Annotated in this window: 9 protein-coding genes; 1 reads left to right on the top strand and 8 read right to left on the bottom strand. The window is 51.6% G+C overall.

Going from position 1 to position 14,988, the window contains the following annotated elements:
* Positions 1–95 precede the first annotated feature (95 nt).
* The 5 genes from ACRJJO_RS00540 to ACRJJO_RS00520 form a co-directional block, all read right to left on the bottom strand.
* On the bottom strand, positions 96–2,108 hold the full coding sequence (locus tag ACRJJO_RS00540; protein WP_431064050.1) for a dipeptide ABC transporter ATP-binding protein: 2,013 nt from the start codon (positions 2,106–2,108) through the stop codon (positions 96–98).
* A complete protein-coding gene (locus tag ACRJJO_RS00535; protein ID WP_431064049.1) occupies positions 2,108–3,436 on the bottom strand; it encodes an ABC transporter permease in 1,329 nt (442 codons plus the stop codon). The genes ACRJJO_RS00540 and ACRJJO_RS00535 overlap by 1 nt, the downstream gene beginning before the upstream one ends.
* Positions 3,433–4,551 (bottom strand): ABC transporter permease, encoded by a 1,119-nt coding sequence (locus tag ACRJJO_RS00530; RefSeq protein WP_431064048.1) that lies wholly within the window; start codon positions 4,549–4,551, stop codon positions 3,433–3,435. The genes ACRJJO_RS00535 and ACRJJO_RS00530 overlap by 4 nt, the downstream gene beginning before the upstream one ends.
* Positions 4,548–7,082, bottom strand: a complete 2,535-nt coding sequence (locus tag ACRJJO_RS00525) for an ABC transporter substrate-binding protein (protein WP_431064047.1) — start codon at positions 7,080–7,082, stop codon at positions 4,548–4,550. The genes ACRJJO_RS00530 and ACRJJO_RS00525 overlap by 4 nt, the downstream gene beginning before the upstream one ends.
* A gap of 128 nt (positions 7,083–7,210) precedes the next feature.
* A complete protein-coding gene (locus ACRJJO_RS00520) occupies positions 7,211–8,101 on the bottom strand; it encodes a carbohydrate kinase family protein (RefSeq protein WP_431064046.1) in 891 nt (296 codons plus the stop codon).
* 574 nt (positions 8,102–8,675) lie between these two features.
* On the opposite strand from ACRJJO_RS00520, the gene metG reads away from it, so the two are divergent.
* Positions 8,676–10,694: a methionine--tRNA ligase gene (gene metG / locus ACRJJO_RS00515; RefSeq protein WP_431064045.1), complete on the top strand. Its 2,019-nt coding sequence runs from the start codon at positions 8,676–8,678 to the stop codon at positions 10,692–10,694.
* Between the two features lie 406 nt (positions 10,695–11,100).
* Here the strand turns inward: metG and ACRJJO_RS00510 are convergent, their stop codons facing one another.
* The 3 genes from ACRJJO_RS00510 to ftsH all read right to left on the bottom strand — a co-directional run bounded on the left by ACRJJO_RS00510 (position 11,101) and on the right by ftsH (position 14,969).
* Positions 11,101–12,021 (bottom strand): TIGR01777 family oxidoreductase, encoded by a 921-nt coding sequence (locus ACRJJO_RS00510; RefSeq protein WP_431064214.1) that lies wholly within the window; start codon positions 12,019–12,021, stop codon positions 11,101–11,103.
* 201 nt (positions 12,022–12,222) lie between these two features.
* Positions 12,223–12,666: a hypothetical protein gene (locus ACRJJO_RS00505; protein ID WP_431064044.1), complete on the bottom strand. Its 444-nt coding sequence runs from the start codon at positions 12,664–12,666 to the stop codon at positions 12,223–12,225.
* Between the two features lie 404 nt (positions 12,667–13,070).
* Entirely contained in the window at positions 13,071–14,969 is a 1,899-nt protein-coding gene (gene ftsH / locus ACRJJO_RS00500) for an ATP-dependent zinc metalloprotease FtsH (RefSeq protein ID WP_431064043.1), read from the bottom strand.
* Positions 14,970–14,988 lie beyond the last annotated feature (19 nt).

Raw genomic sequence — 14,988 nt, 5'->3', positions numbered from 1 at the left:
AACCGGAAACACAGCAATTAATTAAAAATGGTTTTTTCGATAGCTTAGGCTATTAGTGTTCGCTTGAGGAATTAAACTCAAACAGTATTGCAGCATTATTTTTCTTCATGCAACCAACACGCCGAATAGTGCCCGGTGCGAGGTTCGAGTTCCGGCGGTTCTTCTACATCGCACAGCCCTTTGATGGCATGCGGGCAGCGTGGATGAAAGTGGCAACCCGGCGGCGGGTGCAACAGACTGGGCGGTTCGCCGCCCGGTAGTTCGCGTTCTTGAGCGGCATTCTCGGCATCGGGGTCGGCGGTGGCAGCCAGCAAGGCTTGCGTATAGGGATGCTGAGGAAAATCGAGCAGATCGTCGACAGTGGCTGCTTCGACGATGCGGCCTCCGTACATGACGAAAATGCGGTCGGCGAAATGCCGCACGGTGGATAAATCGTGTGTGATGAAGGCAAGCGTCAGCTCGCGCTTGTTTTGTATCGTTCGCAGCAGACGTAGGATCTCGACGCGTACCGAGGCGTCCAACATCGAGACTGGCTCGTCGGCGATGATCATCGCCGGTTGTAAAATCAACGACCGGGCAATGACGACCCGCTGTTGCTGACCGCCGCTGAGCATGTGCGGAAACTTCGGCAAATAATCGTCGGCCGGCGACAGGCGCACTTCCTCCAGTGCAGCGCGAATGCGTGCTTCACGTTCCTTCGGGTCGCTTAAGCCGTGAATGATCAGCGGCTCGCTCAAGGCGCGACGGATTGTCATGAAGGGCGGCAGCGCGCCGAAAGGGTCTTGCTGCACATAGCCGACACGCGCCCGGTATTGCTTGAGTTCATGCTTATTTAAGTCATGCATATGGCGGCCTTCGAAGACGACTTCGCCTTGAGTCGGCTTATGCAGACCGAGTAAGGTGCGCGCCAAGGAGCTTTTGCCGCAACCGCTTTCGCCGACGAAGGCAACCGCCTCGCCGCGATAGAGATGGAAATTTACGCCATTCACCGCGCGGACATAGCCCGCCCGGATAAATCCCCATTGCTTCAATTCGAACCAGGTATGCAGGTCTTGTGCAGTAACCAAAATTTCTTTGCTTAACAGCTGTGTTTCCAAAACGGAAGTCGGAGTATTAACCAACTCCCGAGGCTTGGTTGTTTCGGTAGGGTCCGCATAAAGCCAACAACGGACTTGGTTTCGTTCCGATAAGGCTATCGGCATAGGGTTTTCATCGCAGCGGTCGAATCGGGCCGGACAGCGATCGGCGAAACGGCAGCCCGAAGGCAGTAGCATCAGGTTCGGCGGTTGACCTGGAATGTGACCGGGTTGCCGGGTCTGATGTAGGTGCGGGACACTATCCATCAACAGTTTTCCGTAAGGATGGGCCGGTTTAGAAAAAAACTGCGCGGCACTGCTAAGTTCCACGATCTGTCCTGCATACATCAGCGCGACACGATCGGCGATTTCGCTGGATGTGGCGATGTCGTGAGTAATCAGCATGAAGCTGGTGCCTAGTTCCCGCTTGATGCGTTTCAATCGATTCATGATGCCGGCCTGCGTCAGAACGTCCAACGCCGAAGTCGGCTCGTCCATGATCACCAGTTCCGGCTCCGCGACCAAGGCCATCGCCAGCACTACCCGTTGGCGCATGCCTCCGGAAAGTTCGAAAGGATAGCGCTTCAGAAAATCGCCGGAGACGCCTACCAGCTCGAACACTTCACCGGCACGGGCCATAGCTTTATTTCGGGACCAGCCGCGATGCACCCACAACGGTTCGGCAACTTGCTCGCCGACTCGCACGACCGGATTCAAGGCGTTCATCGAAGCCTGCATCACTAGAGAAATACGCAGCCATTGAACGTCCCTGCGAAAGTGCTCGGGATTTAGGGCCATGATGTCGACACCGTCAAGCAGCACTCGGCCCGAATATTGATAGACATTGCGCGGCAGTACCCGCAACAGGGCCTTGGCCAACGAGCTTTTGCCACAGCCCGACTCGCCAAGCACCACTAGCGCTTCATTACGCCGGATTTCGAAGTTCAAGCCGTCTACTGCAGTGACGACGCCGCGTTCGGTTTGATAGGCAAGCCTCAGATCTTCTACTTTGAGCAGGGGTTCTGTCATCATTAGATCCGCCGTAGCCTGGGGTTGAACACGCGATCCAGCGCAAAACCGAGCAAGGCAAAACCCAGACCTGTCAGCATCAGCAGCAAAGCCGGAGCCAGCACCCAATAATAATAGTGATTGTACAGAGCGCTTTCGTTTTGCGCGTCATTGAGCACCTTGCCCCAAGTCGGCAGCACCGGATCGCCGAGCCCTAGCACCGCCAACGAGGCCTCCAGAAAAACGAAGGCCGGGATCAGCGTTACGAAGGTAGGAATCAGCACCGGCAGAATGCGCGGGACCAAGTAATGCAAAATGATGCGGCTATCGCTGGCGCCGTAGGCTTGCGCGGCCTGAATGTACGGAGACTCGCGTATCGGCAGCAGCATTGCCCGGTACATTTTGGCGCTGGCGCTGAAGATGCCGAGCAGCACCACGACGCCCAGCATTAGCCAAATGCTGGTTGAATAGAGCGTTCCGACCATGACCAGTATCGGCAAAAGCGGTAAAATCATGTTGATTTCGGTGAGTCGTTGGATGGTGGCATCGAGGCGCCCGCCGAACCAGACGCCGGCCGCTGCGATCACTAAGGTCGTCAGCGTCGTGCCGACAGCCGCCAAGAGGCCGAAAGCCAGCGCGATCGGCGTACCCCACAGCAGCGCGAGTAGCAAATCGCGGCGCTGATGATCAGTACCGGCGAGGCCGTGAACGCGCCCATAAACAACCAGTTCGGCGGTGATTTCGGCGGCTTCGTCGAATAATACGGCATCCAAGACCAGCGTGTAGCGTCCGGACAAAACTTCAGGGGAATCGGTATCGGGCCGCGCCAGCAAACCCACATGGGGGAGTTGGCCCAGACGGCGTTCCAATGCCCAATCCTGGGATAGCGAAAAACGGTCGTTGGCCGTGATACGACGTCCTCCTAAGGGTATTTCGCGCCCGTCGGGGGTATGCCAAGTCAGTCGGGCAAAGGGTTCCCGGGTGTGCTTTTCCGACTTCAGAAACAAGTTGATTTCACTCGGAAACGCGGAAAAATCATAGTCGAAATGTAAGGGTATTCTCAAGCGTCGACCGCCGGAGAAAGTCACCGATTCGGTTTCGGCGTCATGGCTGGAAATAATCAACGTTTTAGGCTTATTACCGCCTTTCAGTCGATCCAGCCATACCGGTTCGGCATTTCGCGGATGCATGCGCCAATAGTCGCCTCCGCGCCAACGATCGAGGGCTTCGTCATAGGGTATTGCGATAACCGTAACAATCGATAAACCGACTAAACAGAAAATGATCGCCATGCCGAGTAACGCGGAAGGATAACGGCGCAGTTCCCACAGTCGTTCGCTCCAGTATCTCATCGGGAGGCTCCAATACGTACGCGCGGATCGACGATGCCGTACACGATGTCCAGCACCAGGATGGAGAAGGCCAGCAAATATGCGAAGATCACCACCGAACCGATGATGACCGGCGTATCATGATGGCCGATAGCTTGAAAGATCAAAGTGCCGAGACCCGGCCAACTGAAGGTTCGTTCTAAAATGATTGCGCCGCTCCACATGCTGATCAGCATTAGCATGAAACTAGTAATGACCGGCGCGAGCGTCGGCCGCAAGATATAGCGACGCTCGATCATCCGGGAAGGCAGGCCTTTTGCTCTGGCCATTTCCACGTAATCTTCGCTGGAGTGAATTAAAAAGAAGGTTCGCCAGGAATAGATTGAAATGAAAATTTGCGACAGCAGCATGGCCAGAACCGGCAAAGCCATGTGTTTCAACACACTGAGCGTATAGTTCCAATTGTTTTCCGGCGGCGGTGCTTGCACCATGCCGCCGGCAGGCAGAATCGGTAAAAGGAAAGCAAAGCATAGAATCAAAAAGATGCCATAAAACCAAGCCGGTGCCGCTGAAGTCGGAGCCAAAACAATGACGATGCGATCCATGAAACTGCCGTAGTGCCGGGACAGCCATAAGGCGATATAGACGGACAAGAAAAAAATCAACAGATTGGCCGTGCCGAACAGCAGCAAGGTGGCCGGCAAGCGCTCGAGGATGATGGCATGGACTTCGCGCGAGCCCTTGTCGCTGTGCATCTGTTCGGCGCGCCCTAGATCTAGGCGCATCGCGCGGTAAAGATAACTGAAACTACGCAGCAGAAAAGGTCGGTCCAGGTTAAGTCTTTGAACTTCCAAGTCTACGCGGCGTTGTATCAGTTGATTACGCTCCGCGCTGTCGAGTTCGCGGAAAGACAAGTCGCCGCGCACGGCTTCGGAAATTTCGCTACGGATTTGCACCAGGCGCAATTCGTCCACGCGCCCTCCCATGTTGGCAATCAATATGGTGAGATAGACGCCGATCAAAACCATTAGCACCAACGCAATAATGCGTTTGCCGGTCAACAACAGCATCAGTTTGAGATCGCGAAGCAATCCCTCAGCTTTCTTCGGAATACTTGGGTCTTGGCTAAGTTTCATGGTTCGATACCTTCGGGAATCGATTCGTCGGCGGGTAAGGTTGCGAAGCCGTGAGAGGCGAACGACGGCAGCGCGATACGGTTGGATTTAACCGCCAGTTCCAGACTATTGGCGCCAGCACCGAGTCGAGAAATTTGCCTTGTCGTCAAAGTCACTCGCCAAATGCCGTTCTCGGACGGTTCAGCCTTACCTTTAAGCGAAAGTTTGCCATCGCCGTCAAACAATAAAAAGATGACTTCGTCGATGGCGTCCTGCGGATAGGGCTTTCCTTGAAATGTGACTTGCAAGTCGAATGTCGCAGGCTGACCGGCTTTAACGAGGATCGGACCGCCCATGACTAATTCGGGGATTTCCGGTTGAGCGAAGCGCAGCCATTTGTCGGCGGGGTCCGGAAAATCTTCGTTACGGCGCAGCACGATGCTGCCTTCGAGCGGATGCACCGAATGCAGATAAAAAGGCCCATTGCCGATCCAAAAATGACCGCGTTCGGCATACCAGTCGCTTAGTGCTTTGTAACGCGTTTCTACTTCGTCGGGACTCAAGTAGTGTTTCAGCAGCGAGGTAAAAGGAATAAAACCTTCAAGCCTAGCCGACTCGAGCAATTGTTGCATGATCGGCAAGCTAGGGCCGGACACCAGGCTCAACCAGTCGATTTGCAGATGGTCGGCTTTGTGCGAGGAAAAGGCCAGACGCTCGTTTTGTTCGGCTAAAATGCCCAGAGCCAAGGTATGCCAAGGTAAGACGCTAGGGCTCTTGTCGGCAACCGTAACCTCGGCGTCGGGATGGATTTGATCGCTATAGATGTCGATGATCAGCGGTTGTTTCGAGACGATACGCCATCCACGGAAATGACCCTGAAAGGATTCGAAATTGGGCACATGGGCGCTGTCGTATAACGGACTATTCGGATCGGCCCGTTCGAAGCTAAGAATCCAAGGCAGCAGTAAGTCGGCCAGGGATAACGTAGTTCCGTCATGCCAGCGCCGTTGCCAATAATCATCTTTATATCGAATACGAATGCGGCCGCGTGCCTCAAGGCCATCGGGGTATTTTTCGGCGACCGTGATGAAGCGCATGTCATGACTATTCCAGTCAATCCAGGCATTGCCGGGAACGTTTATGGTTTCGGCTCGGTGTATCGTCAGCCAATCGTGACTGATGATCAATGGTACGCCATATTGGACTGTGACGTCGGCCGACTGGATATGCTGGGGCCAATACAGACCGGTAAATGGGTCCGGCAACAAAGGCGGGTCTTGCAGGGCGCGGATGATTTTTTGGTCGAAGATCCAGTTACTGCCGGCGACTGGATTCCAAGGTTCGGTTAACAAGCCGGGCGAGCCGATGACCATGTTTCCGCCGACTTGATCGTCGAATCGTAAGGTATAGGGCCACAGTGCAGAGGCGGAAACACCGCCGGCTAGATCGACCGCCAATCTCACATTATGAGCCCGGGGCCAGGCATTGATTTGATCCACCAGCCATACCCGTACAGAATCTTCCAGCGCTAATTGCAATGCCCGGCTCATTAAAGCCCGACGCTCAGGCCAAGTGCGGTAATCGCGGCGTTGCAAACGATCGGCAATCTCGTCGAATTCGGCCGAAGGGCGATAAGCCTGCCATAAAGGGTCGGCGCGGCCTTTGGAGGTGTAATAGTAGCTGAAATTATCGGTTAGATCGCGCTCGATCCGGCTGGCAACCCAACCGCCAGTGTACAGATGCCAATGGCCGGCATGGGGATCGCCGGCAAGCCAAATGCGTGAAGCTTCGCCGGCGGTGCGATAGAGGTAGCTGATTTCGAACCCGAGATTCTCGAGCAGCGCGCCAATATAGTCGCCGATATTTTTGCGTGCATCTTCGGTTCGGATCAATAGACGCAAACGTACCGGCCGGTCTTGATACCACCAGCGGCCTTGTTCGAATTGAGCGCCCAAAGACTGCATTTCCCTATCGATGATGTGTTTGGCGGCTTCGGGATCGTGTTGATAACGCAGTTCTAAAGCTCTGGCAACGTCGGCCAAATGCGCATAGTCCGGAAATGCGGTGCTCAGTGGGAGAAAACGTGGGACAGCCAATCCGCCGTAGATTTCTTCGGCAATATAGCGGCGGTTGATCAGTTGATTGAGGGCTTCGCGTATCGCCGGAACATGAAAGGGATTGAGTTCGCCATTGGCGAAATGCGGACCTGTCGGATTGAGGGTCAGTTCCACCGAGCTGCCGTAGGAAATATCGTAGTCGGCGTTTTTCGAATCGCGAAGACGCTGAAAAACCGTGGTGCTGGTGATAGCCTGCGTGAAAATATGATGGCTGCCGCTTTCGATCAGGTTGACCACCTGTCCGATATCACCTTGCTGGGTAAAGACGATCTGGTCGACCAAGGCGCCGCGGCGACCATCGTTTTGTCGTTCTTCGGAAGATTGCCGACCGGTTTCGACGAAGGCTGGTGCCGAGTCCTCGTTTTTCCAGTAAAAAATGAAAATAAGCGCCGTGAGAACCGATAGGGCAATCGTGGCAAGAACGGGTTTGTTCATGTGCTGCTCGCATCGGTAAAGTGGATGGAAAGCATTCGTTTGACACGGAGATTGTGCATGTCGGGCATGCTATGATTTAAAAAAAGCGATGTCAAACAGCTAATCCAGCTATAACGAATAAAGCAAATCTAACGTAAGAAATCTTGCACTTCTTCCTGCGTCGGTAATCCGGGTCTGGCACCGGTCTTGGTACAACATAGCGCACCGGCCGCGCTGGCATAATTCAAAATATCCGGCCAGTCTTGACCTGCGGCCAATGCGGCGGCGAATGCGCCGTGAAAAGCGTCGCCGGCACCTGTGCTATCGATCGCGATCACAGGATAGGCCGGCAGCTCGCCTTGTTCATTACGGCGTTTCCAAATCAAGCCGTTTTCGCCCAAGGTGATCACGACAGCCGGTGATATTTCCGCCAGTCGACTCAATGCGGCGGGTATGCCCCCGGCGTATTGCAGCGCAAATTTTTCCGAAGCAACCAAGTAATCCGATAAGTCCAATAAGCCGATGCTGCCCTCGTGTACCGAGCCTGCGTCGAGCACGGTCGGAATACCGTTGTATCTTGCATAGCGCGCCAGTTGTAAGGAAATATTCGGTTCGTGACCGTCAAACAGCATAACCTTGGTTTCGATGTTCGAATAATCGATCGCACCGGCGGGCAAGGGTTGGGTTGCGCCTTTGTAATTGATCAGTGCGCGTCGGCCGTCGGGTTTGACCAGTATTGCAGACAGTGGTGTCGGTGCCTTGCCTCTAAAAACAAAACGGGTTTCGACGCCATCATCGAGCAATTCTTGCCAATGTTTGTTACCGAATAAGTCATCGCCTAAATAACCGGCAAAAGCCGCATTGAAACCGAGCCGAGCAACCGTTATCGCGGCATTAGCGGCAGGCCCTCCACCGCAGCCGGCAAAGCGATCGGCAAACACTTTTTCATCGGCGCCGGGGTGAACCGGTACCGAAAGAATAAGGTCATAAGTGGCTTGTCCTACGCAAAGGACATCGATATTCGTCGTAGGCTGATTCATAAAGCGGAATAAATGCAAGTCGTTACTGAGACAAGTGTAATGCAGTTTACGATAATTCGATTAAAAACATCCAAATGGATGTATCCGTCGAGACTCGGATCGCGGGCCCCTGTCATTCTATACGTCAATAACGAAATTGGACATGCGGGAAATATCACACGTCAAAACTGTTAGCGGTTTTGGCTAGATTATCCAAGTAATTAACAATTAAATCTAAAAAGAGCATTTGGGGCTTTACCAAGCTGGTGAAAATGTTGTAAATCCTTCACGCTTCGACTTGACTCGGCACGAACGGTTTACACCATTGCCAACTACTCTTTGTTAGGTTACACCCATCGTAGATTGAAATTCGGCACCGGGGTGCCCGTCAAAGGACGCCGTTAATACATGCATTGTAGCAAAACCTTTTCCGATCACACCGGCGCCTCTTTAAGCATCGAACCATCGCCCAAATTTGAAATGCGAAAGGTATAAAACGTGTATCTTGCTTTGATCGTTTTGCAAGTCCCAATAAAACCAGGTTTTATGCCATAATAGCGTGTTTGTTTTCATCATATTTTCGCCGGTTAAAGCCATGTCAGACAGAAAAATTCTTGTTACCAGTGCCCTACCTTATGCCAATGGTCCGATTCATTTAGGACACATGGTCGAATATATTCAAACCGATATTTGGGTACGGTTTCAGAAACAACGGCATCAGCAATGCTATTTTGTCTGTGCCGACGATACGCACGGCACCCCGATCATGCTTAGGGCTGACAGCGAAGGCATCACACCCGAACAATTAATTGCCCGCTCCGCCGAAGAGCATTTGGCCGATTTTACCGAATTCGGCGTTGCGTTCGACAATTTTCATAGTACGCACTCTGCAGAAAACAAGTCGCTCGCCGAGTTGATCTACAAGCGTTTGCGCGAGGGTGGACATATCTCATCGCGTAGCATTACGCAGGCTTTTGATCCGGTCAAAAACATGTTTTTACCTGATCGCTTCATTAAAGGCGATTGTCCGAAATGCGGTGCAAAGGATCAGTACGGTGACAGCTGTGAGACGTGCGGCGCGACCTATTCGCCGACTGAATTGAAAAATGCCGTATCGGTCGTTTCCGGCGAAAAACCGATCGAAAAAGAATCGCTACATTATTTCTTCAAGTTACCGGATTTTGAGAACATGTTGCGAGAATGGATAGCCGAAGGCCATTTACAGAATGAAGTCGGCAACAAAATGAACGAATGGCTCGAAAATGGTCTGCAGGAATGGGATATCTCGCGCGATGCGCCTTATTTCGGCTTCGAAATACCGGATGCGCCAGGCAAATATTTCTATGTCTGGCTCGATGCGCCGATCGGATACATGGCTAGTTTTAAAAATCTATGCGAGCGCGAGGAAGACTTGAATTTCGACGATTTTTGGGCCGAGGAAAGCGATGCCGAGTTGTATCATTTCATCGGCAAGGACATCATTTATTTTCACGCCTTGTTCTGGCCGGCAATGTTGAAAGGGTCAGGCTTTAGAACACCGAGCGCAATCTTCGCGCACGGTTTTTTGACAGTGAATGGCGAAAAGATGTCTAAATCGCGCGGCACTTTCATTAAGGCGCGCACTTATCTTGATCACCTGAATCCAGAGTATCTGCGGTATTATTTTGCAGCGAAACTCGGTTCCGGCGTCGACGATATCGATTTAAACTTCGACGATTTTACCCAGCGCGTTAATTCCGACCTAGTCGGTAAGGTCGTCAATATAGCCAGCCGTTGCGCCGGTTTTATTCATAAACGTTTTGACGGTTTGCTCTCGAAACATTGCGTGGAGCCAGACCTGTTCGATCATTTCATCGAGGCTAATGAAGGCATTGCACGGTGTTATGAAGCGCGCGAATTCGGCAAGGCAATGCGCGAAATCATGGCACTCGCAGATCGGGCCAATCAGTATATCGACGAGAAAAAACCCTGGCTGATCGCGAAAGAGGAAGGCCGCGACGAGGAGCTGCATGAAATTTGCTCGATGGGCATCAACTTGTTTAGATTATTGATTGTCTATTTAAAACCGGTAGTGCCGGCAATGGCGCATCAAGCCGAGATTTTTCTGAACTTGGAACCGGAGGCTTGGCCGGATAAGGCCGAGCCGTTGCTTGATCATCAGATCGACGTGTTCCGGCCGCTAATGATCCGGGTCGATTCTGACAAGATCGCTGCGGTAGTTGAAGCCTCAAAGGAAAACTTGCAAAAATTCGAGGAGCCGAAACCGAAACGTTTCGACCCGATCGCCGAGGCGATTGAGTTCGACGATTTTGCCAAACTGGATCTTCGCATCGCGTGCATCGTCAATGCCGAACATGTCGAAGGCGCGGACAAGTTGTTGCAATTGACCGTCGATATCGGCGATGAAACACGTAATATCTTTGCCGGCATCAAATCGGCCTATGCGCCGGAAGACCTAGTCGGCAAATTGACACTGGTCGTCGCCAATTTAAAACCGAGGAAAATGCGTTTCGGCTTATCCGAAGGCATGGTGCTGGCCGCCGGGCCCGGCGGCAAGGACATTTGGTTGCTGAGTCCGGATCAAGGAGCTGTGCCGGGTATGCGCGTCAAGTGACAGAATTCAAAGAATGAGGTCAAGTTCACCATTTCTGATAGCGAACAATCAATTGGCCGCTTGAAAGTCGGGTATAGTCAGGCAAAAAAATTGCCCGACACAAGCAGTGGATGGATACCCTGATCTTCCCTCACCTAGCATTAGGTGAGGGACGGCCGAGAATACCAAGTTACATTAAATGGCATCGAGGTCAAAAAGGCGAAAATATGCTGGTAGCCAAGCTCCAGCTTCGGTAACCTGTTCAGGAAGCTGGAGCTTGGGAAAGAGCGTGGTGCGGGTTGGCCGTTTTTAGCTTGATGCGCATGGGTTGTAAACCCCGTCCTGCTTAGTAGTGATTTGCATAGGCATAATAAGTCATTGAAATAACTTCTTATTCTAAGACGGCTTCTCGATCAAAAAAGAGTATTCAATCACGGTGGGATGACAAGGCCTCGGTAAGTGCCGATTGCAAGTCGTTATATTCAAAACTGAAGCCTAGTTCATTAATGAGTCTTAATGGCATGACGCGTTGGCTGCCAAGTACTAGTTCCGACATTTCACCGAGCAGTAACTTCAAAGCCCAAGCGGGAATCGGCAGTAAGGCAGGACGTTTCAAGTAGGCGGCCAGCGTTTCGGTGAACTCTCGATTGGTGACGGGGTTAGGTGCCGTAGCATTGTATGGGCCGCGCATCGATTCGTCGTTCAACATGGCGCATGCGATGTTGATCCAGTCTTGCCGGTGTATCCAAGACATCCATTGGTTGCCTGCGCCGATTCGGCCGCCCAGGCCAAGCTTGAAGGGTAGGAGCATACGTTGTAGCAGTCCCCCACCGTGACCTAGAACCAAACCCGTTCGTATTAAACAAACTCTGATATCGAGTTGCTCGGCTTGAAGCGCACTGTTTTCCCAAGCCGAGCATAATCGATGTGAAAAATCGTCTTTGGCGGGCGTCTCTTCATCGAGAACCGTGTCGCCTTGATTGCCGTAATAGCCAATCGCCGAACCGCTTATCAAGACTTCCGGTTTTATTGCCAATCGTTCCAGTGTTTCAAACAAACGATCCGTCAATAAGACGCGGCTATCCCATATAATACGTTTTTGCGCCTCGGTCCATCGTTTGTCGAAAATTGGCGCGCCGGCTAGATTAATGACTGCGTCGAATCGTTGGTCCGGAGTGATGTCTTCGAATTTGCCCAGGCCTTTTGTGCCGGGGCCGCAAATTAACGGAACGCGTTCGGGGTTCCGGCTAAGTACCGTAAGTTGGTGACCCTGACCGCTCAATTGTCTGGTCAAAAGAGTTCCGATAAAACCGGTGCCGCCTGTTAGTAATATACTTCGCATGGTCATATTTGCGGTTTTAATGGCAATGTTATTTTGTTCGGTAGCAAGGCGCGAAAACAGGCGCATAGCAAGCTATGTAACTGTTTTCGCAACACAGCTATCGGACAAAAGAACGCGTCAGAAAGCCGCAAATGTGGCCGTGCGAAGTATTTATTCATGACTCGGGCTCCGTAGTGAGAGTGGCAACAACAAATTTAGCCGGTTTGTTTATCGAGATTCCTCGACATGTTGATCGTCGTGTTCCTGTTTTACGGGTAGGAATGATAATAAACCATAAGCGATATGTGAAAGGCCGGCATAGAGAAAAAACAGTCGATAAGTATGATCGATCGGAATGTGATTGACGCGACCATAAAACTCGAGAGCACCACTCAACAAAATCAAAAAAAGACCGGCGGCTGTCAATTCTTTATAGCTTTGCTTCATGAAACAATAGGCGAACATCGATAATTCCGCTAGTACAATATAAATCATCATGATTTTGATGTTATTACTCAAAGGGCCGTAAAGGTCGGTATTGAGCTCGAAAAATGCTTGGTTAGTCGTAAAGGATAGGGTTGCTGCTGCGATACTGACGGCCAGAGAGACATAATAATTAGCTTCCAACGCATATTTGAAGCTGGTTAAGCTTTTTGTTGCAAAACTATTCATGAGATTATCCTTAGGGTTTCGTGAACAATAACTTCCTGGAGTTATTAGCTTTGTCGAGGGTTCGGTAAATCGCTTGGCAGGATGCCGTGAATACGTCCATGTAGGCTTGACGGCGGAATCTGATTGCCATGGATGACATGAATGCAGATTTTGCATTACGCCATGGATGGCGTGTATTAGAGCAACGCAGGGCAGAAAAATGCTCCTGCATTTTCTGCATTCGTTACATCCTTGTAACTCAGCAGTTGCCGAGGAGCAAAAATCTGCCCTGCCGCCGACACCTGCCAATCGAGTTACCAAACCTTCCATAAAAAAGGGAAATTATTTATCACCAAATCCTTAAAAAAAAGTCCACCTGAAAGAACCGAGCAGGAGGACTTTATAGAGGAGGACATTGTCAGCGGCTAGGTTGCCAGGCCGCTTTGACCGATATTGCTGCCGCCCGTTGTATCCGGCGTCACCGTGACAGGGGGTTGTTCGTCCTTGTCATCATCTTCCGGTACCGGAGGGGCAATTTTTTTGCCATTCATTAAATCATCGATTTGAAACTTATCGATGGTTTCCCACTGCATTAATGCATCAGCCATGTTATGGAGGATGTCCATGCGATCGGTGAGAATCTGTTTGGCACGCTCATAGTTTTTGTCGACAAGCGATCGAATTTCGTCGTCGATTAATCGCGCCATTTGTTCTGACATCGCTTTATTTTGCGGACCGAAATAGCCTTGATTCTGATCCGGTCCATAATCCATCGGTCCGAGGCGATCGGAGAGACCCCACTTAGTTACCATGTTGCGGGCCAATTGAGTGGCACGCTCGATGTCATTGGAAGCGCCGGTGGTTACTTTGTTCTTACCGTAAATGATTTCTTCGGCAACGCGGCCGCCGAATAGGCTGGCTATTTGGCTTTCCAACTTATCCCGGCTAGCGCTATAGGAATCCCGTTCCGGTAGGAACATCGTGATGCCTAATGCACCGCCACGGGGCATAATGCTAACTTTATAAACCGGATCGTGCTCCGGAACGACACGGCCGACGATGGCATGACCGGCTTCATGATAGGCTGTCATCAACTTATCTTCTTCGCGCATCATCATGCTTCTTCTTTCGGCACCCATGAGCATCTTGTCGCGGGCTTTGTCGAGATCTTCCATGTTCACTTCGCGTTTGTTTTTACGCGCCGCAAATAAAGCCGCTTCGTTGATCAGATTCGCGAGTTCCGCGCCGGAAAAGCCGGGCGTGCCTCGGGCCAGGTCGTTGATGTTGACATCTGCAGCTTGCGGTACTTTTTTGATATGTACACCGAGAATCTGCTCGCGTCCTTTAATATCGGGTAAGCCAACCGTGACTTGTCGGTCGAATCGGCCGGGTCTCAGCAAGGCTTTATCAAGTACATCGGCGCGGTTGGTCGCGGCGATAACGATGATACCTTCGTTGCCGTTGAAGCCGTCCATTTCCACAAGCAATTGGTTCAAAGTTTGTTCGCGTTCGTCATTGCCGCCGCCCATGCCGTTGCCGCGATGACGGCCGACCGCATCGATCTCGTCGATGAAGATGATGCACGGCGCGCGTTTCTTGGCTTGTTCGAACATATCGCGAACGCGAGAAGCACCGACACCGACAAACATTTCAACGAAATCCGAACCGGATATCGAAAAGAACGGCACACCCGCTTCACCTGCAATGGCTCGAGCCAGCAGCGTTTTACCGGTTCCCGGAGGACCGACCATCAAAACGCCACGCGGTATCTGACCGCCGAGGAATTCGTATTTGGCGGGGTCTCTCAGAAAATCGACCATCTCGACGACGTCTTCCTTGGCTTCTTCAACGCCGGCAACATCAGTGAATTTGACCTTAATTTGGTTTTCCTCAAGCAACTTCGCCTTGCTTTTACCGAAATTCATCTGGCCGCCCATACCGCCGCCTTGCTGTCTTCGGAAGAAATAAACCCAGACTGCGATCAACAGTAACATGGGTGCCCATGAGATAAATATCTGCATCAGCATCGATTGTTTCGGCGGTGATGTGACTTTGATTTTGACGCCGTATTCCAACAATTCGTCGATCATCTTGGCATCGTTAGGGTTATAGGTCATAAACCTTTCCCCGTTACGCCGGCGACCATTGATTTCCTCGCCGTTAATCGTGACTTCAGCAACGACGCCGGCCCGTATGTCTTCGATAAAGTCAGAGTATGACAAGGCATAGTTACTGTCGTTTTGCGGGCTCATTCGGCTAAATGCCGTGAATAGCGTAAGCCCTACCGCTATCCAGATGACGATTTTAAGTGCATTTGATTTCATTTAAATTTACTCCTCTTTA

It is taken from the genome of Methylotuvimicrobium sp. (assembly GCF_050611805.1).
In the GTDB taxonomy this organism is placed as follows: domain Bacteria; phylum Pseudomonadota; class Gammaproteobacteria; order Methylococcales; family Methylomonadaceae; genus Methylotuvimicrobium.
Note: the sequence above shows the minus strand (reverse complement) of the source record. Positions and strands in the feature narration are given on the sequence as shown.

Bases quoted from the DNA above. Each gene is read 5' to 3' on its own strand.
- ACRJJO_RS00540 (WP_431064050.1), bottom strand. From the start codon at position 2,108: ATGATGACAGAACCCCTGCTCAAAGTAGAAGATCTGAGGCTTGCCTAT.
- ACRJJO_RS00535 (WP_431064049.1), bottom strand. From the start codon at position 3,436: ATGAGATACTGGAGCGAACGACTGTGGGAACTGCGCCGTTATCCTTCC.
- ACRJJO_RS00530 (WP_431064048.1), bottom strand. From the start codon at position 4,551: ATGAAACTTAGCCAAGACCCAAGTATTCCGAAGAAAGCTGAGGGATTG.
- ACRJJO_RS00525 (WP_431064047.1), bottom strand. From the start codon at position 7,082: ATGAACAAACCCGTTCTTGCCACGATTGCCCTATCGGTTCTCACGGCG.
- ACRJJO_RS00520 (WP_431064046.1), bottom strand. From the start codon at position 8,101: ATGAATCAGCCTACGACGAATATCGATGTCCTTTGCGTAGGACAAGCC.
- metG (WP_431064045.1), top strand. From the start codon at position 8,676: ATGTCAGACAGAAAAATTCTTGTTACCAGTGCCCTACCTTATGCCAAT.
- ACRJJO_RS00510 (WP_431064214.1), bottom strand. From the start codon at position 12,021: ATGACCATGCGAAGTATATTACTAACAGGCGGCACCGGTTTTATCGGA.
- ACRJJO_RS00505 (WP_431064044.1), bottom strand. From the start codon at position 12,666: ATGAATAGTTTTGCAACAAAAAGCTTAACCAGCTTCAAATATGCGTTG.
- ftsH (WP_431064043.1), bottom strand. From the start codon at position 14,969: ATGAAATCAAATGCACTTAAAATCGTCATCTGGATAGCGGTAGGGCTT.